The following is a 19,245-nucleotide window of genomic DNA, read 5'->3' as shown; positions in this document are numbered from 1 at the left end:
TAAAATTATCTATAGGTTTTTAAAAATTGTACATGTTTAAACAATCAAAAGTGTACATTATTAAATTATCATTTCCAGTTATAGGAATAGCAGTTAAGTTACTATTAATAATCTTTTCGTCTGTGATAAGGCTAATATCCGATTTAAAATTAGCAATTTCTTCTTTAATATAGAAATTAGAATGTGCGGATTTAAACTTTAAGTTTACATATGGGTGTTCAGCTAACCATTCACTAATCTTATTATAGTAGCGATACAAATACTGACTTTCTTGCATGTTAATACTTATATTTACCTTCTTATTGTAAAGTCCTTTTATTTCTCTCTCGTATTCGCTATTACTATCTAAAATCACTTTAGCGTATTTAACGTATGCTAAGCCTTCTTCCGTTAGTTCCATACCATATTTTTTTCTATAAAATAATTTAACATCTAATTGCTTTTCTAATTTTTCAATATGTGTAGATACAGTTGACTGTGAATAGTTAAGTAATTCTGATGCTTTAGTAAGGTTCTTTGTTTCACTAGTTACTAAAAATGATTTTAAAATGTTTAAGTTCAAAGTAGTACCTCCTTTAGGATTCACTTTTATCGAATTCTGCATTCTAAGAATTCTGATTTAATAATAATATATTAAATATTATTATAAAGGTAAATCGAAAGGAGTTATGACTATGATTACTTGTTTATTTGGAAGTAGTAGAAAAGATGGCAATTCAGCTATCGCAGTAGAGAATCTATTGAAGAATTTAAATGTCAACTTTGTGAATTTATATCAAAGTAACATTGAAAAGGTTACAGATAATCGTCATAGCAAAGATGCCAACTTTCATAATGATGATTACGAACAAATTTTAATCAAAGTTTTAGAATCAGATATTATTATTTTTTCAACACCACTCTATTGGTACTCCATGAGTGCGTCTTTAAAACTCTTCATTGATAGATGGACCGAGTCATTGCGAGATACGCAAATAGATAACTTCAAAGAAATCATGTCACAAAAAAAGTATTTGATTTTAATCATAGGTGGCGACAATCCGCATACCAAAGCACAACCTTTAGTCAACCAATTCAAATTAATATTTGAGTTTATGAATATTACTAACTATAGATTTTTGATCGGCGAAGGCAATAAACCATTCGATATTTTAAACGACTCTCAATTTATAGAAGAGCTCGCAAATATAAATCTTGCATTGAAAAAAGGTGATATTTATGACTGATTTGTTGAAAATTAAAAACTTCAGATTGTTCTTTTTAGCAGAAATAATTTCAGCATTCGGAGTTGGAATTAGTACAGTTGGGGCTAATTGGTATTTAATCGACAAAACTAACGACTCCCAACTATTAGGTATTATGTTAGCTTTAAATGTATTATCCGGTTTCTTAGCTTCTCCTATAATAGGTGGACTAGCAGATAAATATAATAGACGAAATATTATTTTAATCACCTATCTTCTTCAGGTAATATTATATTTACTCATTGTCATAGCACTCTTAATGATAGGCTTTGAGACCTATTTAGTGATTGGATTTGCGATTGTTAATGGGATAGGTTGGACTACGTATATGGCAACATCTAGAAGTTTAGTTAAACAGATTTTAAAACCAGATCAATATACAGATGCAAATTCTCTATTAGAGATTAGTTTGCAAACAGGTATGTTTATTGCAGGTGGATTATCAGGAATATTATATGAAATAAATGGATTCACTCTAATTATAGCGATGACTATAATGATGTTTTTAATCAGCATTTTTATGTTATTTAGATTGCATGTAGATAAACCAACTCATTCAGAGGAAGAATCAACAAATAGCTTATTGCAAGAATATTTATTAGGATGGAAATTTTTAAAAGACAACATGATGATATTTATTTTTGGAGTTATTTCAATCATACCAATGGTGTTTACAATGATCTTTAACATATCATTACCAGGATATGTATATAATGTTTTAAAACTTTCGTCTGTACAATTTGGTTTTTCAGATATGTTATATGGCATTGGAGGATTATGTGCAGGTTTAATTTCAGCTATTCTTTCGAAAAAAATCTCAACTAAAGCATTGATATTTTTGTTATATTTCATATTAGTCATAAATTCAGCACTATTTATTTGGATAAACTCAGCATTTTACTTATTCATAGGATCATTTATACTAGGCTACTCAATTTCATCAATCAGAATTTATATGAATACAGCTATAATGAACACTGTTTCAGATAAATATGTCGGTCGCTCATTTACGATATGGACGTCAATTTCATTGTTACTGCAAAGTTTCATTGCTCCATTTTTAGGAAGATGGATTAATGAAATTAATGATAAATTCGGTTTCTATATTATACTCATTTTATCCTTACTCATATTTGTTACACTGCTGCTCGTTAACAAAACAGACAAAATAAAATATGCACATAAAGAAGAGTGACCGTCACTCTTCTTTAACAAGCGACCATTTATCGATGTGCTTAGTTTACTCCATCCGAACTTCACTTTTGCAAATCATTTTTTATGAGCTCAAATAAATCAGTGAGATTTGTTACTTCGGTAATGTCTGGAATTAATATCATTTCTTTAGCACCAGGATACGGCGATACTAATGTATTATCTTGAAATTGATGACGTGCACTTTTAGTCGCCTTGACCAATAGTCTATTATCATACAAACCACCTATAACCACACCATCATAATAAACAATATATTCTCCCATCATCTTTCTAGTTTTAACGGCATTTGAATTCACATGATTTAAAAATAAATCATTTACATCTTTCTCAGTCGCCATTGTAATCGCTCCTTCAGTTTTATGTTTAATCACATTCGTATTAATGATTCATTTCGTGTTGCTCTTAATTTTATCTATAATTATATGCGTAGTTAAAATCAAACCTATGGAAAAGAAAATAATGATAACAATGTTAAGAAATATCGTTATAAAATTATAGTTTGGAAGGTATGCGAATAGCAGAAACATAGGTATCGCAAAAAATAAATCCCACCAACCTAAACTTTTTAAAGATTCCTTTAAATCTTCCATAATATCACCTTTATAAATTTGTCTTTGTTATAAGATAACGTATAAATCACATTACTGTATATGTAGCTAAAGAAAATTCTGAATCATAATAATAAGCAGTGTATCATTAATAATGAACAATTTAACGCGATAATCCTTGATTTGTATATTAATCAACTTACACAACATTCATTTTAGACTACTCGTAGACTTCCCTTTCGAATGGTTGTATCTACTAAAATTCCTTTTGTATAAGTTCGTCTTTTGTGGTAATATCATCATGCATAAAAAATCGAGATACTAATTATAAAGAGGGTATAAATATATTATGAAGGAAAATTTTTGGAGTGAATTACCACGTCCATTTTTTATTTTGGCGCCAATGGAAGACGTTACAGATATCGTCTTTCGACACGTTGTAAGTGAAGCAGCTAGACCGGATGTGTTTTTCACTGAATTTACAAATACCGAGAGCTTTTGTCACCCTGAAGGCATACATAGTGTGCGCGGACGCTTAACTTTTAGTGAAGATGAACAGCCGATGGTCGCTCACATATGGGGAGATAAGCCAGAACAGTTCCGTGAAACGAGTATTCAATTAGCTAAAATGGGCTTTAAAGGCATTGACTTAAATATGGGATGTCCTGTAGCAAATGTTGCTAAAAAGGGTAAGGGTTCCGGCTTAATCTTAAGACCTGACGTCGCTGCCGAAATTATTCAAGCAACTAAAGCAGGCGGGCTTCCAGTAAGTGTTAAAACACGCCTTGGCTACTATGAAATCGATGAATGGAAAGATTGGTTGAAGCATGTCTTCGAACAAGACATTGCAAATTTATCTATTCATCTTCGTACACGTAAAGAAATGAGTAAAGTAGATGCACATTGGGAATTAATCGAAGCTATTAAAAATTTACGTGACGAAATTGCACCAAACACATTGTTAACAATTAACGGTGATATTCCCGATAGAAAAACAGGACTTGAACTTGCAGAAAAATATGGCATTGATGGCGTCATGATTGGTAGAGGCATTTTCCACAATCCATTCGCTTTTGAAAAAGAACCACGCGAACACACAAGCAAAGAACTATTAGATCTGTTGAGATTGCATTTATCATTGTTTAACAAATATGAAAAAGATGAAATACGACAATTCAAGAGCTTGCGTAGATTCTTTAAAATCTATGTGCGTGGCATAAGAGGCGCTAGTGAACTTCGACATCAATTGATGAACACACAATCAATTGCAGAAGCACGAGCACTACTAGATGAATTTGAAGCCCAAATGGACGAAGACGTTAAAATTGAATTATAGTATGAGTAATAAAGTTTGAGGAGGAATTTAATGTTCCTCCTTTTTTGTTTGTGTGAAAGTCTTTTAGGTATGAACTAGGGTGATTTAAAGCTGAGTATATTTATACATTACAAACATTTCCTCAAAACAATTTCATCTCTAATTTCAATGCCATTTTTATCAATTGCAGGAATCGACGGCTTTATTTTCCTAGCTTCTGTTACAGCATCAAAAATAACGTCTGTGATTCTATATTTATTTTTTTGATAGAAATAGAGTGCCTTAATATTTTCATTTGTAGTAATAACACGGATACTTCTTTTACTCATATCTGAGGCAATTATTTCAGCATAATTAAGTAAATGACTACCAATACCCTTGTTCTCTACAAAACTATCTAAAGAAATGATTTCAATATACTCATCATAAACTTTATACGTTAGTAGCCCCACGATATCATTATTTTTATAGGCAACAATACATGGCAACTCAGACAAAATGTAACTACCTGTTGAGACTACCATTTTATTATCGAAATTTTTTTCACTCAACAAGATAGATAAAATATTATTACTCATTTTGTTGTAAGATTTATATTCCAAAGTAAGTCACTTCTCTCTGTTAAAAATCTTTCCTATGCTTATTAAACTTTTTCCATGTAGTTTAGACAACTGATGAAAAGATAAACTGACATTTTGTCTGCCCATATGGTTGTATGGTATCAACAAATGTTTCCACTTCATCCATATTTTCCAACCGAACCTTAAATACAAAACATGCCTCTCCTGATACACGATAACAAAACTCAACATTATCTTGTTTTGAAATAAATTCTTTAAAATCTTTGTATCTATTATTCTTTATAGTTAACTCAATTAATATTTCTACATCGTAACCTAATTCCTTATAATCTATGTTAATTGTATAACCTTTTATAATACCTTGATCTTCAAGTTTATTTACCCTTTCTCTTACAGCTGGAGCAGATAAGTTCACTTGTTTACTTAATTCATTAATAGTAATTCTACTATTATTTAACAAAACATTGATTATTTTTTCATTTATTAAGTCATTCATAGAAAATCCTCTCTTTTCAAAGTATTAAATGATATAAACTTTCAAAATCTTATTTCCATACAATTTTATCATGTATATCATTAAGATAGGAGATGAGGATATGACATTATTAGAATACAGTAATATTGGAAACACACCATTTGAAAAGCTATTAGGTCATAATAAAAACTTATTAAAATACTGGAATAATTTATCCGATTTTTTAAGTAGCGATGGGGCAATAAGTAAAGAATTAAAAGAGGAGTTAAGAAGGTTACTGGCCCAGCAAAACGGATGTCAATATTGCAAAGCAAAAGGTAGTCCTACAAATAAATTTCTAAACGAAAAATCTCTACTTTGTGTTGGCTTTGTTGAAGTTTATTTAAAATCTAAACAAAACATACCCGAATCAAGTATAAGTTTATTAAAAGAAACGATGACAGATGAAGAAATCATTGAATTAATTACATTCGTATTATTTACTACTGCACAGCAACATTTAGGAGCAATATTAAGGCTATCTGAATAAAAAATGGATTTTTGGGTAATCACACTTTTTAATTACTTTGAAATATTTTAGTTACGAATATTTTTTTGGTAAGAGCATTTATATGTTTTTTTATTTGAGCAATTATTATTTAATAAGCAACTTTTCAAGATACTTTAATGCCTCTTGAAAAGTTGCTCTATATTTCATTATTTAACTCAGGAAATGTAAATCAAGTAAGATCATCTTTTTTATTCACATAACTTTGTGTGTTAGGTTTAGTACATTCCCAATTTAATGTTGACCAATATGGTTAATACAATACTTGCCACAATCTATGCATTTAGCTCGCCTAAATATTTTAATTAATAAAAATGCTTTTATAATTCTACCTCGTAATAACTTGTGTAATCTTTCACAATGTATAATGTGAAAGTTGCTTCAGGATTTTTGTCAAAATAATCCATTAAATAACTAATCCCATCAGATAATAAAACAACATGCTCAAGGGGTATCAATTCACTTTGCTCTTCATTAATATTAGGAATTAAATCGTTATCTAATATATGAAAGGCTGGTTCATAATGAAGCTTTTCATATCCATATAATTGGGATTTTAATTCTTGTGTACATAAACCATTGTTACTATTTTTTAAAGCTAATGATTTACTTATTATGATTGATTGATGTAACAAGTACTTTTGATAATTTAATAATGCGTCTTTCGTTAGTGTTATTTCAATTAAATCATTAACAATATTAAATGTATATGTTTCAAATTTATTAAGAATGAAGTCTAGCGATTTTTTAAACTCTGGTATTTTTTTTGCTTCGGCTAATAAACAAATCTCACTAATATCAACAATTGATGGTAAGTAACGCATAACATCCAAATGGTCAAAGTCACTAACTGTATTTGGTGGTGTCTGAAATATTGTATTTTCAATATTATTGCCTTTATTTACAATCGTATAATAAATAGGTGTTTTCATTATTCGAGACTTCCTTTCTTAGTTCTCATACGCTTTTTGGGATATATTTCTATTTCGTAACTTTCACACAACTATTTCTCATCAAAGTATATACAAATATTTCAATGTCAAAAAACAACGTTTTCTGTATTATATAATTAATGATACATTTATATTAATTGCTTTTTTATTATAACTTACTTTAGATTTTATCCAACTCTTCATTTGCTATTTCAAGACTAGCGGCATGCTTTTCTATATCAATTACTTGCTCCAAATGTGATTATTTTTTCAAATTTGTAATAGCACTATATAAAGATTTCCCACCATTATGACAGGTGTCTGAAATTTGTTTCACAGTAAATTTCTTATCTGAACTAAGTCTATATAAAATTGAAAGTAAATGTATTAATTTGGCCATAAATTCCTGCTCATTAAGAGAGTAAAAAAATTTTAACCTCTAGTCTTTATAAAATATGTCAAGTAGTAATTTTAAAGTCATTTATTTTTGTTATCAACGCGTAGTTATGTTTATTAATTTCGTATAACACATAATCATCCAAAATGAGCGTAGTTATTATTCAAGATCTATATACTATTTCAGGTGTAATCGTGCTGTTTTTCGAAAACTCTTCAAATATTTCTATTTCTACAGGGATTGGAAATAATTCTCCTACTATATAAGCTGTTCCAGTAGGTAAATAAGAAAAACGATTTAATTGAAATTTATTTATGTAGGGAATGGAATTTAGTAAATATTCTAAATCTACATTATTTTTTACCCTATGGACTATATAATTATTGCATTGTGATAAGACAGTAGAAGACAGCTCACTTGGCCTTTGACTAGATAACATTAAAAAACAACCGAATTTCCTTCCTTCTCTAGCTATCTTTTTGAATGCTTCTACTTCATTAAATTGGCTACTTTCTTTAAATTTCGATATATATCTATGAGCTTCTTCAAATATAAAAACGTTCACTGAACGATCTTCTAATTTCATTTTTTTGTTTTTTTCAAATTCTTTTTTTAAAATAAATGTTGTGAAAAATAATAACAAATCATCATCTAATTCTGAAACTGAATAAACAATTGATTTATCTTCCAGTTCAGTATCATTATTTCCAAATAAATTTGAAAATCGTGTTTGAACATTTTTTATACGCGTTTCAAGTGTTGCTGAATATGATCTTGCTTGATTATTTCCTTTACTTTCTTCAAGTAAAAATACATAGTTTAATCCTTCTAATAATTTATTAAAACTCGATACATTATATTTTGCTTTTTCAATTACTTCGCTTAAAGTAAATATATTACCACCATTATCTACTACATTTTTCAAACTCTCGATAAATTTTTTTTCAGTATTGCTGTCCATATTTCCATATTTAGAATCATATTTTTCTGTGTCAATATTTGTTCCATCTAATATGCTTAAAATCTTAGTTCGCTTTGTAACAGCATCTGTTTGCTGATTTCTATATAATGATAGCGCTATATAACACTTCAACCATTCTTCCTCTATAATTTTATTTTCAATAGCATTGGCATATTTTAATCCCATTTGTAAAATAGGTAATTGAACTAGTTCCGATGGTTTAATCAAATTTATCCAGTCTTGCATCTCTAAATTTTTAATATTAATTTTAAAGTCATTTATTACATCTACTATTTTCACTCCATTTATATCTTTATATTCATCATGGACATCGAATATGTGAAAGTGTAAATTTTGGGTGTTTAGATTGTTGATTTTTGAAATAATCTGACGTACTGTTGTAGATTTGCCAGATCCAGTATTTCCAATTATAGCTGTATGATTCGTTAATAATTTAGCAGTATTAAAATAAGCTGGATATTGGTCATCAATGAGTCCAATAGTTATATCATTTCCATTATGAAAATGTGAAAATACCATTTCCATTTCTTCTTGACTTGTTAAATAAACTTTATCTTGTAAAAAAGGATATTTCTTTAAATTAAACTCAATTTTTCCATGTTTAATCATTCCTACTGGTACACACTCAAACCTACCATGATATTTAAATTTAGAGTGCTCTTCAGAAGATAATGGAATTTCTTTATCTTCTACTTTTACAACTTGATATATAAATTTTTCACTATATTCATTTTTTATTGTTACATAGTCTATTACACCTTTAGCTATGTAAATTTGACCTAACAAATTATAATTTAGTTTTTCAAAATCACTAACTTCGAATATTAACTTTTCAAATGTAACACTTGTGACTTTTCCAATACTATGCATTTATTTTATCTTCTCCTTTGATTTTTCAGAAAATTTTCTACGATAAACTGGAAATAATGTGCTTTTTGCTCTGCTTTACTTGAATTACCTCCGATAAGATGTAAATTAAAATTCTTAAAATTATCATAGAAATTCTTCACGTTTTCTTCTTTAACATCACCAAATATTATTAAATTAAAATCTTGATTCTTTAAATTCTGAGCTATTATATTATTAATATGTTCATCTGGGAATCCATACCCTATAATAATTAAAGTAGTATCTTTTATCTGTAAACAATTAGAGAATTCTCTGAACAATTCTGAATACGGTGCTTGTGCTGTTTCCTTGTGTTTCAACATGGTTGGATAAATGACCACCTGATCATCTTCATCATTAAAATCGATTTGTTGCAATTCCCCTTCTTCATTGGACTTCCAATTTATCGAACCATGTATTTTATATAAATTTGCCTCTTTAGATACTGGTTGCCATTTTTCTTTATACCTGTTTGTATCATCTACAACTCTGTATTTAAATTGATTAATGTCAAATTTTTTAAGTATTGTATTTTGAATCCCCGTACTATAGATAATATTATTATTCTCAAGTGCATATTCATTAAACAAATCATAATTTGTAGTGAAAATTGATACTTTAGATTTTTGTTCAGTTCTTTTATCAAATACATAACGATAAAAGTCCTTATATATTTCATAAGTTTCTGTACTGTATTCTTTATCACCCACTTTAGGAATAGTTTTTATAAACTCACTTTTTAAAGTAGTAAACACGTCTTTCAAATCTCCATTATTATTGTCATAATGAAGTCCATTTTGTATCCAATTTAGTAATTCCTCAATATTACTATAATTTAGATAATAACAATCTAAAAAATTCAATATTTCTTCTTTATATTCACTATCTTGCATATCTAACCAACCACTATATTCTTCTAAATTTTTAAAATTTTCAGCCTCTAATTGATCCATTATTGTATGTAACGCTTTTCTTTCTTTCTCTTGTATTTTTTCTTGTTCTTGTTCTTCTACATACTTTATAAATTCTTTAATCCCTTTAGAATTCAGAAATTTTTTTACATAATTTAAGACACTCTCATTTTCTTCTAATATGTTTTTCATTGTAGTAGACATTAAAGGAACAGCACCTGTCGAGCATCCTGAACCGATAAATATCGTTAAATTATTTGCTGAAAGATGTTTATTTATAAATGTAGCAACCTGCTCTTGTTTTTCATTTGACTTTAAATCTGTCAATACATCTTTATCTTTATTTAAATGATAAATTCCCATTTCTTAATTCCCCTATCTTATTTTAGTTTATTAAATCGTACTTAAAACCCCATCATTTATGATACGCTTCTGCTTATCAGTTAATGATGCGGTTTTTGAAAAATAACTACAGAAATTTATAGAAGAACAACAAAACTCAAACGCTATATCATATAATAAGTTCTTAGAAGCTTACAAAGTAGACACGTCTTCTGATTAAACTAATACAGTTGATGAATTAACAGAAAATCCAGTATGTACTGAGTACATAAGAGATCGAACAGAAGCTAGAGAAAAAGGTCAAGGTAGAACTTATTAAGCATATTAAATTAATTAACTTGATACTTTTCAATAAAAAACAGAGCACCTCCATAACGTGGAGGATGCTCTATTTTTTTATAACGCATTTACTAATATTTCAAATTCATCTTTATTAATATTAATACCTTCAAGATTAACATTTACTAAATTAGGGTGTTGACCGCTTGTTAGGACATATACTTCAATATGTGGACATGTTTCATTAACGATAGGCATGATTTCTTCATCAAACCGCTTCGGTCCATTGTTTTCACTGTAAATCACAACATGAAATTTAATATCATCAGCTATATTCATAGGAATTTTGTCTTCTCTCTTTCTAGACAATACACACTGTTTTCCTACGATATTTGAAATCCATTCTTCTTTCTTTCGGCAATAATCTATAAAATCTTTTCTTTGATATCCTAAGTCCATTTTAACTTCTAGTATATTTTTAATTTCATTATCTTCACAAATTAATAAATCCGGATATCTTGTACTTAAAGATTTATCAATCATAGATAAAGGCTGATCAATAAATATTTGGACACCTTCCAATCTACTAATCAAATAAGCACCCAGCAAGTCTTCTCCAATACCTGAAATACTATGATTACGTCCTCGATATAAATTTTCATGAGGATAAGTAGGCTTTCCTGCTTCTTTATATGCCTTTACAAGATGTTCGATAACTTCCACTTCAGTGAATTTCATACTCAATCACCCTATCTATAGATACTCTATATTTCAACAAACAAAGTATATCACACATTTGAAAGCATAAATACAAAAAACCTCCTAATAAATTAAGAGGGTTGAATGATAGTTTATAAAATATTAAATTATTTGCTATTATAATTAACTATTTTGGTTAATTCTTTAATCGTTAAAGGTTTTTTAGTATTTCTATGAATCATTTTATGGCAATTAGAACATAGTGGGACTAAATCTTTTTGTGGATTTACTTTTATTTCTCTTTTTATTGAAAACATTGGTTTTAAATGATGAATTTCAATAAAACCCTCACCTAAATCGCCATACTTAGCTTTAAAATCAAATCCACATACTTTACATGTAGTTCCATGAATTTTAATAGCTTCATTTCTTAATGCCTGATTTCTTTCATATTTAATACCGTACTGTACATATGGTTTACCTTCGACATATTCAGTGTTTTCTAACTCATTATCTAAATTTAAAATATTCGTTTTCAAGACTTTTGTATATAACTTTTTAAAGGTTCCTTTAAAGTCATAGGACCTTGAACATTACCTTTTAACCCATTATCTTGTAAAAATTCTAAATCTAATTGGTCATCATCAAGTTTGTTTAATAACTTTAATTCCATGTAATTACCATAGTTAATATAATTATCACCCTTGATAACAAATTGACTATCATCAATTTATGATAAACATTTATCTCAAGCATCTTATTTAATCGGTTGTCAAAAAACTGGAGAAGCCATGATCATTGATCCTATTTGTGACTTATCTTCATATATTCGAGTTGCCGATGAAGAGAGTTTAACCATTACTCATGCAGCTGAAACACATATACATGCAAATTTTGTTTCAGGAATTAGAGATGTTGCTATAAAGTTAAATGCTAGTATTTATGTATCGGGCGAAAGTGATGACATGTTAGGTTATAAAAATATGCCTAACCACACTCATTTTGTTCAACATAATGATGATATTTATGTAGGAAATATAAAATTAAAAGTGCTTCATACACCTGGTCACACGCCAGAAAGTATAAGTTTTTTACTTACTGACGAAGGTGCTGGAGCACAAGTTCCAATGGGACTATTCAGTGGTGATTTTATTTTTGTAGGAGATATCGGTAGACCTGATTTACTAGAAAAAGCTGTTAAAGTAGAAGGATTATCTGAAATAGGCGCAAAACAAATGTTTAAATCTATTGAAAGTATTAAAGACTTGCCAGACTACATTCAAATTTGGCCTGGTCATGGCGCTGGTAGTCCTTGTGGTAAATCTTTAGGTGCTATTCCAACATCTACGCTTGGCTATGAAAAACAAACGAACTGGGCTTTTTCTGAAAATAATGAAGCTACCTTTATCGATAAACTCATTTCTGACCAACCTGCACCACCACATCATTTTGCACAAATGAAAAAAATTAATCAATTCGGTATGAATTTATATCAACCTTATACGGTTTATCCAGCTACAAGTACAAACAGATTAACTTTTGATCTCCGCAGTAAGGAGGCTTATCATGGTGGACATATTGAAGGTACAATCAATATTCCATATGATAAAAATTTCATCAATCAAATTGGCTGGTATCTAAACTATAATCAAGAAATTAACTTGATTGGAGACTATCACCTTGTTTCAAAAGCAACACATAACATACTTTACAACTTATTGGATATGATAATGTGTCTGGATATCAGTTACCACAAGCTCAAATTCAAACACAATCTGTTCATAGTAAAGACATAACTGGTAATGAAGCACATGTCTTAGATGTACGTAATGATAATGAATGGAATAATGGCCACTTATCCCAAGCGGTTCATGTGCCACACGGCAAACTTTTAGAAACAGATTTACCTTTCAATAGAAACGATGTTATTTATGTAGACTGTCAGTCTGGCATTAGAAGTTCTATAGCTATTGGTATTTTAGAACACAAAGGTTATCACAACATTATTAATGTAAACGAAGGTTACAAAGATATATACCTTTCTTAATAATTATATTTATACTAATGAAGAAGGACTATAAGTAGTTAGATATAGCTTTTAGATATAGCTTATAGTTCCTTTTTATATTATTGGATAAATATCTATTTAAAAATCATTTATATACCCTCGCTTTATATCATTTAATAAATATTTTACATAGTACATACCTTTTTTGTTTATTGATGTGATCAAAAAACATAACAGCAATTCCTATAAACCTCATATGTTCTGATACGTTCAAAATCCCTTTATGAAGTGTCTAAAAAACCGCATCTCTGCGTATCGGTTAATGATACGGTTTTCTATGATATTTATTAATAAATATAAGATGCGAAGCATTTGTATAATCCAAACACTTCGCACCTATCTCTTGTTTTTTTATTTATTCCTAAAGAAAGACTCTAAACTTTTAATTACTTTTTTAGTTCGCAATATATCAGCTTCTTTTGATTCTATTAACACATATTTAGTAGCCGGACCTTCACCTTCTTTTTTTATCAAGTTATCATCTTTTAGTTTTTTTAAAATATTTCTAAACTGATATTCTGTCATATTTTCCATTTTTAAGGCTTCACCCTTACTTATTGATCCATAGTCAATAATATACTTTATTACTTTTTTGTCTAACTCAGGATATTTTTCAAACTCCTTCATTAAATCTTGTTTCCAAAGTACTACATTAGTGTCCATGTCCGTTAATTCTATTTCAGGCGTTTTAAGCTTATGTCTATTAACTACATCGAATATCCTTGGTCCTCCAGATCCAGCTTTTTCTGAATATCCTACTCTTCTGAAAAGCGTCGATAATATACTATTTCTGTCCTTTGAATGCCCTCCATGAATAAAATCTTCTTTATTTATTCTCATATTACCCGGATTATAAAACTCTATAAAATCTTCACAATTAACTATTTTAATACTTTGCTTAGTATCATAATACGCATGCATTAATGTATTAACCAGTGCTTCGCGAATTGCTACTTTTAAATCTCTTGCATAATTTTGTCTAGTCAAACCATCATTTAGGCTAAATGATTCCTCAATGTTATCAGTTAATTTTATCAATACTTTTTCAAAAAAACTATACACGTTTAAATCTTCATTACCTAAATCTCCACTTGATATTCTATCTTTCCAATCAGTATCTAGGTAATTTGTTTTCTTAAAATAATCTAATTGAAATCCTGGGAATCTATCACTAATCGCATTATACTTACCAAAGAATAATAAACATGCTGTAGTCATTTTATACTGTTTGTCTTTCGAACTTCTATCTTTTCTATATGCTCCTAAATCTATCATTAAATCCAGTTGGCTCATATTCGCATATCTCTCATCATTAGTATTTTTTAATAGAAGTTTCCTATAATTTTCGATAGATTCGTGATTTAAATCAGACATGTCATAGTTATCTAATAATTCTGTATCTATATCGTCTTGAGAATTTACAATCATGAATTTATACTCTTCTTCAGTCGCAATTCTATCAGCATCATCAACTCTTTTATATACTAAATCTTTTTTATTATCTACATATATCGGTTTCTTCGAATAAGGCGCTTCTGGTACATGAATTTCAATGCACGCTTTATTTTCAATATTAACAATTTTAACATCTTTATTTGATAAAATATTTTGACTAACTTTACTTCTTCCATATAGTGCATTCCAAAAATCTTCAATCATTTTCTCTGGATCTTCAACACCAACTGAAACAAAGACTTTTTTGTCCTCGATCTTTTTTTCTTCAATTCCTAAATATATAGTACCACCTTCAGTATTTGCAAAAGCACTATACGTAGACCAAATATCATTAGATAATCCTTTTCGTGATTTCTTATACTCTATATATTTACTTTCTCTATGCAACGCAATTCCTCCAAACCATAAATATTAAAATACTCCATTAATTTACTCAAACCGTCTACCATAGTATTTCACGCGATTTTCGCGCGATTACTACGATGATTTCAAACGATTCCTCTGATTATTTCACGCGATTTTCGCGCGATTACTACGATGATTTCAAACGATTCCTCTGATTATTTCACGCGATTTTCGCGCGATTACTACGATGATTTCAAACGATTCCTCTGATTATTTCACGTGATTTTCGCGCGATTACTACGATGATTTCAAACGATTCCTCTGATTATTTCACGTGATTTTCGCGCGATTACTACGATGATTTCAAACGATTCCTCTGATTATTTCACGTGATTTTCGCGCGATTACTACGATGATTTCAAACGATTCCTCTGATTATTTCACGTGATTTTCGCGCGATTACTACGATGATTTCAAACGATTCCTCTGATTATTTCACGTGATTTTCGCGCGATTACTACGATGATTTCAAACGATTCCTCTGATTATTTCACGCGATTTCCACAACATTTTTCGTATTTCAGAACGATTAAGACTACATTATCCTGGCTTAATATTAATTAATTTTAATTATATCTATAAATATTTTCAGTGAAAAACTATTTCTTTAAGGCATCTAATGCTTTAAAAAACAACGATACATTGTACTCAATATTGTTATGCTTTGTTTTTTCTCTAGGAAAGCAGTAGGCTTTATAATAATCAATTTTAACTTTCAACATATTTTGTTCAATAGATAAAGTTGCATTTAATAACGATTCTTCTAATCCATTTTTAAATCTTTTAATCTGATCTTTTACGTATCTATACTTTTTAATAGATTCTTCTATCAGTGTAATTCTTTTGTAATTATCTTTTTCTCCTTCACATGTATCTACAATGTCTCTAATAATATATAATCTAACAACAGGTAATCGTATATCTATAAGTAAAATAATGACATATGATTGAATAAATTCGTTTAATTTTTTCCCAAACTCATAATCTGTTTTCTTTTGTCCTTTAAATGCCTTCAAATACAATTCTATCAAATAAAATAGTTCATTTAAAAAAGCCCAAGCATATTCCTGTTCTAATGCAACATAACTAATCAATTGATTATTAAGATTATAAAACTGAATCTCATTATATAAATATTTCCAATGATTCTCCAATTTTGTATACGATATTTTTTCTCCTAACCGTACATATTCATTTTCTTTTTTTGACTGATTATAGAGTGTGTCTATCTTTGTAACTAATCTTTTTTGCGTTTTGTTTATTTCTGCCAATGCTTTTGAAGTAATATTTGAATCATAACTCATATGTGCATCTACTTTCTTTATCGCGAGTAGTGATTTCAATTGTTCTTCATTTATAAATGGATTACGTTTAAAATTATTATTTTGACTATTGATATGCGTCATGATATTTAAATTACTGTAAATCTTATTGATACTTCTAAACTCAGTATCATCTAATAAATAATCGAAATTTGAGTTTAAATGTTTTTTTATAAATGAAACTCTATCCATCTTTTGATGTTCATTTAAATCGCTTAAACTTCTTAATAACAACAAATCTTCATAAACCTCAACTGTTACATCAAATTTCAAATAATCAACTAAGTTTCCATACTTATCAATAATTTCTTCTAGCGTAGGTATCAATATATACCCCCCCTCCCCATTTTTTGTTCCGCGTCTAATCATAATGCTTCATTTATGCTTATTATAGCAATCAATTGAAGATAGTTTAACCTATATGATATTGATTGACTCCTTAAAAATTATTGGAGGAATTTTAAAATGAATAAGAAATCTAAGCAGCAAGAAAAGCTTTATAATTTTATAATTGCTAAATCTTTTCAACAACCAGTTGGAAGTACGTTCACTTATGGTGAATTAAGAAAGAAATATAATGTGGTTTGTAGCACGAATGATCAACGTGAAGTAGGACGTCGTTTTGCTTACTGGATTAAGTACACGCCAGGATTACCATTTAAAATTGTAGGAACAAAAAATGGCAGTTTATTATATCAGAAAATAGGGATAAACCCATGCAATAATAGCACGCCTTCGAAAGGAGGTGATTGCTAATGAGTTACACATTGTTTGAAATTGGCCCATTTGCTTTAGATTCCTTCGGTTGGAAAGAAACGATACCACCTAAAAAAGATGGTGACAGTGAAAAAGTGGTTAGAATGGCTAGCCCTATTATTGTTAATGCAAGATTTTCTGATCCAATTACTGGTGTTGAAAAGTTGATTATTACTAACAACAATGGTAAAAAAGACATTTTTGAGTCTGATATCTTAACAACACGAAACTTACCTTCTTTAATTAAATATGGCTACAGTATTAACGAGAAGTATATTAGATCATTGAGTTATGCCTTGCAATTGATGCGAGATAGATTACCACTTTCTGAATTATATGAGGGTGTAGGTATACTAGAGACACCTTTTGGCTACTTGATATCGCTAGATAAAGTTCTCAAATCTATTCAATTTAATCAGTCCTCACCTTCATACCCTATTGTAGATAGTGCTTATGACTTAACTCCTAAAGGTACATTTGATAATTGGTTTAACATGTATATTGACGAGGTTAAAGGTCATCTTCTTTTAGAATTGGCAGTCATATTTGGGATTTCTGCCTTAGTGACAAGTTTTCTGAAGCATAAACATGAAATCGAATTTGCAGGAATTCTCTTTAGTTTTACAGGTCAATCCTCAACCGGTAAGTCAACCGCAGCTGCTTTAGCTGTATCAGTCGCTGGTAACCCTACCAAAGGTAATGAAACTCTTTTTAGAAGTTGGAATGCCACACGAAACGCACTTGAAGGTTATTTGAGTAACAATTATGGCATTCCTATAGTATTTGATGAGCTTTCATCTACGACACTTAGAGATACCACGGGTTTGTTATATTCCATCGCTGAAGGTCAAGGTCGTCAACGTTCAAACGTTCATGGAGAAGTTAAAACGCCTAAGAATTGGGGTACTTCTGTCATTTCAACGTCAGAATACAGTATTTTTAATGATTCAGCTCAAAACGATGGATTACGTGTAAGAACCATCGAGATTAATGAACAATTCACTACAAATGCGACCAATGCTGACAATATTAAAAAAGCTGTAGCACTAAACTATGGTCATGTTTTACCGTTAGTAGCTAAATATCTTATAAATCGTGAAGATGAAGTTATTCAATGGTTTTACAAGGAAGTAGATTGGTTTGAAGCTAAATTGAAAGATGAAACAAACAATACAGGTATTCGTATGTTTAAGCGTTATGCAGTCATTACAACATCTGCGAAAATATTAGGTCGTGTTTTATCTACAGATATTGATATCGCTAATATAAGAGACTACTTTATTGATTATCATACTCATACAGTCTCTGAACGCTCATTAGCTGATAAAGCTATTGATGTCATCATTCAATTTGTGGCACAAAACAGAGGTAAGTTTTCAGATGAAGGTGCTTTGAAAAATATGTTTGAGAACTATGGATTAATCTCATTAAAAGATGACCATATCGAAGTAAAAATAATTGCGAACGTTTTTAAACAGATGCTAAACAATCATCAATTTCAAGATGTTAATAATGTTGTCAACGCCTTAAGAGATAAAGGTTTCATATTAGCTGACCGTGGACGCCAAACAACTAAAAGAAGTGTCAAAGATAATAGCGGTAAAAAACAATCACTTGTATTTTACCATCTAAAATTAGATGTAGAGTTTGCATCTATCCTCGGATTAACTAAAGATAAGTCGTTACTTCAAAATTGGACACCGTCAAATGATAACAAAGCTGCGAAAGAACTTTTTAAATCCGCTAATGAAGGGATAGGCCCTTCAGGAGTTCACGAAGATTTCTAATTGTCTTTATCATACAACTGTGAAGCATCAAACTGAATAATCGACGTATTGAAGATAGAACAAATAACGGAGTGAAAAACATGGATGAACTTATCGA

At 29.5% G+C, this 19,245-nt stretch carries 19 protein-coding genes and 2 pseudogenes; 7 read left to right on the top strand and 14 right to left on the bottom strand.

Annotated elements, in window-relative coordinates; all coding sequences use genetic code 11:
- Positions 1-49: 49 nt before the first annotated feature.
- Positions 50-562: pseudogene (locus tag ACXQH5_RS10290) on the bottom strand (LysR family transcriptional regulator); the annotation flags it as partial.
- 112 nt (positions 563-674) lie between these two features.
- On the opposite strand from ACXQH5_RS10290, the gene ACXQH5_RS10285 reads away from it, so the two are divergent.
- Positions 675-1,226, top strand: a complete 552-nt coding sequence (locus tag ACXQH5_RS10285; RefSeq protein ID WP_000627025.1) for a flavodoxin family protein — start codon at positions 675-677, stop codon at positions 1,224-1,226.
- Positions 1,219-2,439, top strand: coding sequence for an MFS transporter (locus tag ACXQH5_RS10280; RefSeq protein ID WP_000130756.1), 1,221 nt, complete (start codon positions 1,219-1,221; stop codon positions 2,437-2,439). Before ACXQH5_RS10285 ends, ACXQH5_RS10280 begins: the two co-directional genes overlap by 8 nt.
- Before the next feature lie 61 nt (positions 2,440-2,500).
- On the opposite strand, the gene ACXQH5_RS10275 is transcribed toward ACXQH5_RS10280, so the two are convergent.
- Positions 2,501-2,797 (bottom strand): TfoX/Sxy family protein, encoded by a 297-nt coding sequence (locus ACXQH5_RS10275; protein ID WP_000179901.1) that lies wholly within the window; start codon positions 2,795-2,797, stop codon positions 2,501-2,503.
- 48 nt (positions 2,798-2,845) lie between these two features.
- Positions 2,846-3,049, bottom strand: a complete 204-nt coding sequence (locus ACXQH5_RS10270; RefSeq protein WP_000389759.1) for a DUF6007 family protein — start codon at positions 3,047-3,049, stop codon at positions 2,846-2,848.
- A 307-nt stretch (positions 3,050-3,356) separates the two neighbouring features.
- Between ACXQH5_RS10270 and ACXQH5_RS10265 the strand changes: the two genes are divergently transcribed.
- Positions 3,357-4,343 carry a tRNA dihydrouridine synthase gene (locus ACXQH5_RS10265; protein WP_000662031.1) on the top strand — a complete coding sequence of 329 codons (987 nt, stop codon included), beginning with the start codon at positions 3,357-3,359 and terminating at the stop codon, positions 4,341-4,343.
- Positions 4,344-4,450: 107 nt separating this feature from the next.
- On the opposite strand, the gene ACXQH5_RS10260 is transcribed toward ACXQH5_RS10265, so the two are convergent.
- Both ACXQH5_RS10260 and ACXQH5_RS10255 read right to left on the bottom strand, forming a co-directional pair.
- A complete protein-coding gene (locus ACXQH5_RS10260) occupies positions 4,451-4,924 on the bottom strand; it encodes a GNAT family N-acetyltransferase (protein ID WP_000455975.1) in 474 nt (157 codons plus the stop codon).
- A 61-nt stretch (positions 4,925-4,985) separates the two neighbouring features.
- The gene (locus ACXQH5_RS10255; protein ID WP_000998780.1) at positions 4,986-5,399 is read right to left on the bottom strand and encodes an Lrp/AsnC family transcriptional regulator; all 414 of its coding nucleotides are present in this window, start codon (positions 5,397-5,399) and stop codon (positions 4,986-4,988) included.
- A gap of 100 nt (positions 5,400-5,499) precedes the next feature.
- Here ACXQH5_RS10255 and ACXQH5_RS10250 point away from each other — a divergent pair, with 100 nt between their 5' ends.
- Complete coding sequence (locus ACXQH5_RS10250) at positions 5,500-5,907, top strand: carboxymuconolactone decarboxylase family protein (RefSeq protein WP_000173401.1); 408 nt, start codon at positions 5,500-5,502, stop codon at positions 5,905-5,907.
- Between the two features lie 338 nt (positions 5,908-6,245).
- On the opposite strand, the gene ACXQH5_RS10245 is transcribed toward ACXQH5_RS10250, so the two are convergent.
- The 7 genes from ACXQH5_RS10245 to ACXQH5_RS10215 all read right to left on the bottom strand — a co-directional run bounded on the left by ACXQH5_RS10245 (position 6,246) and on the right by ACXQH5_RS10215 (position 12,028).
- A complete protein-coding gene (locus ACXQH5_RS10245; RefSeq protein ID WP_000856594.1) occupies positions 6,246-6,857 on the bottom strand; it encodes a hypothetical protein in 612 nt (203 codons plus the stop codon).
- Between the two features lie 262 nt (positions 6,858-7,119).
- On the bottom strand, positions 7,120-7,257 hold the full coding sequence (locus tag ACXQH5_RS10240) for a hypothetical protein (protein ID WP_021758025.1): 138 nt from the start codon (positions 7,255-7,257) through the stop codon (positions 7,120-7,122).
- A 160-nt stretch (positions 7,258-7,417) separates the two neighbouring features.
- On the bottom strand, positions 7,418-9,106 hold the full coding sequence (locus ACXQH5_RS10235; protein WP_000555614.1) for an ATP-binding protein: 1,689 nt from the start codon (positions 9,104-9,106) through the stop codon (positions 7,418-7,420).
- 5 nt (positions 9,107-9,111) lie between these two features.
- Positions 9,112-10,398, bottom strand: coding sequence for an SIR2 family protein (locus tag ACXQH5_RS10230; RefSeq protein ID WP_000513494.1), 1,287 nt, complete (start codon positions 10,396-10,398; stop codon positions 9,112-9,114).
- Positions 10,399-10,773: 375 nt separating this feature from the next.
- A complete protein-coding gene (locus ACXQH5_RS10225; RefSeq protein ID WP_000673114.1) occupies positions 10,774-11,394 on the bottom strand; it encodes a hypothetical protein in 621 nt (206 codons plus the stop codon).
- Positions 11,395-11,522: 128 nt separating this feature from the next.
- Positions 11,523-11,894: an HNH endonuclease gene (locus ACXQH5_RS10220; RefSeq protein WP_001549968.1), complete on the bottom strand. Its 372-nt coding sequence runs from the start codon at positions 11,892-11,894 to the stop codon at positions 11,523-11,525.
- A complete protein-coding gene (locus tag ACXQH5_RS10215) occupies positions 11,891-12,028 on the bottom strand; it encodes a hypothetical protein (protein WP_001791883.1) in 138 nt (45 codons plus the stop codon). The genes ACXQH5_RS10220 and ACXQH5_RS10215 overlap by 4 nt, the downstream gene beginning before the upstream one ends.
- A 55-nt stretch (positions 12,029-12,083) precedes the next feature.
- Between ACXQH5_RS10215 and cstB the strand changes: the two are divergent.
- Positions 12,084-13,402: pseudogene (gene cstB, locus ACXQH5_RS10210) on the top strand (persulfide dioxygenase-sulfurtransferase CstB).
- A gap of 372 nt (positions 13,403-13,774) precedes the next feature.
- Here cstB and ACXQH5_RS10205 read toward each other — a convergent pair.
- Together ACXQH5_RS10205 and ACXQH5_RS10200 are read right to left on the bottom strand one after the other, a co-directional pair.
- Positions 13,775-15,265 carry an RNA-binding domain-containing protein gene (locus tag ACXQH5_RS10205; protein ID WP_000554504.1) on the bottom strand — a complete coding sequence of 497 codons (1,491 nt, stop codon included), beginning with the start codon at positions 15,263-15,265 and terminating at the stop codon, positions 13,775-13,777.
- Positions 15,266-15,882: 617 nt separating this feature from the next.
- On the bottom strand, positions 15,883-16,932 hold the full coding sequence (locus ACXQH5_RS10200) for a hypothetical protein (protein ID WP_000613248.1): 1,050 nt from the start codon (positions 16,930-16,932) through the stop codon (positions 15,883-15,885).
- Between the two features lie 138 nt (positions 16,933-17,070).
- Between ACXQH5_RS10200 and ssb the strand changes: the two genes are divergently transcribed.
- Positions 17,071-17,361, top strand: a complete 291-nt coding sequence (ssb, locus tag ACXQH5_RS10195) for a cassette chromosome ssDNA-binding protein (RefSeq protein ID WP_001036438.1) — start codon at positions 17,071-17,073, stop codon at positions 17,359-17,361.
- Positions 17,361-19,148, top strand: a complete 1,788-nt coding sequence (cch1, locus tag ACXQH5_RS10190) for a cassette chromosome replicative helicase (protein WP_000122620.1) — start codon at positions 17,361-17,363, stop codon at positions 19,146-19,148. Before ssb ends, cch1 begins: the two co-directional genes overlap by 1 nt.
- Positions 19,149-19,245 lie beyond the last annotated feature (97 nt).

Source organism: Staphylococcus sp. SA22 (assembly GCF_054165785.1).
This window is presented reverse-complemented; position numbering and strand designations above follow the sequence as displayed.

Bases quoted from the DNA above. Each gene is read 5' to 3' on its own strand.
- cch1 (WP_000122620.1), top strand. From the start codon at position 17,361: ATGAGTTACACATTGTTTGAAATTGGCCCATTTGCTTTAGATTCCTTC.
- ACXQH5_RS10275 (WP_000179901.1), bottom strand. From the start codon at position 2,797: ATGGCGACTGAGAAAGATGTAAATGATTTATTTTTAAATCATGTGAAT.
- ACXQH5_RS10270 (WP_000389759.1), bottom strand. From the start codon at position 3,049: ATGGAAGATTTAAAGGAATCTTTAAAAAGTTTAGGTTGGTGGGATTTA.
- ACXQH5_RS10245 (WP_000856594.1), bottom strand. From the start codon at position 6,857: ATGAAAACACCTATTTATTATACGATTGTAAATAAAGGCAATAATATT.
- ACXQH5_RS10230 (WP_000513494.1), bottom strand. From the start codon at position 10,398: ATGGGAATTTATCATTTAAATAAAGATAAAGATGTATTGACAGATTTA.
- ssb (WP_001036438.1), top strand. From the start codon at position 17,071: ATGAATAAGAAATCTAAGCAGCAAGAAAAGCTTTATAATTTTATAATT.
- ACXQH5_RS10225 (WP_000673114.1), bottom strand. From the start codon at position 11,394: ATGAAATTCACTGAAGTGGAAGTTATCGAACATCTTGTAAAGGCATAT.
- ACXQH5_RS10250 (WP_000173401.1), top strand. From the start codon at position 5,500: ATGACATTATTAGAATACAGTAATATTGGAAACACACCATTTGAAAAG.
- ACXQH5_RS10265 (WP_000662031.1), top strand. From the start codon at position 3,357: ATGAAGGAAAATTTTTGGAGTGAATTACCACGTCCATTTTTTATTTTG.
- ACXQH5_RS10280 (WP_000130756.1), top strand. From the start codon at position 1,219: ATGACTGATTTGTTGAAAATTAAAAACTTCAGATTGTTCTTTTTAGCA.
- ACXQH5_RS10240 (WP_021758025.1), bottom strand. From the start codon at position 7,257: ATGGCCAAATTAATACATTTACTTTCAATTTTATATAGACTTAGTTCA.
- ACXQH5_RS10285 (WP_000627025.1), top strand. From the start codon at position 675: ATGATTACTTGTTTATTTGGAAGTAGTAGAAAAGATGGCAATTCAGCT.
- ACXQH5_RS10215 (WP_001791883.1), bottom strand. From the start codon at position 12,028: ATGGAATTAAAGTTATTAAACAAACTTGATGATGACCAATTAGATTTA.
- ACXQH5_RS10255 (WP_000998780.1), bottom strand. From the start codon at position 5,399: ATGAATGACTTAATAAATGAAAAAATAATCAATGTTTTGTTAAATAAT.
- ACXQH5_RS10235 (WP_000555614.1), bottom strand. From the start codon at position 9,106: ATGCATAGTATTGGAAAAGTCACAAGTGTTACATTTGAAAAGTTAATA.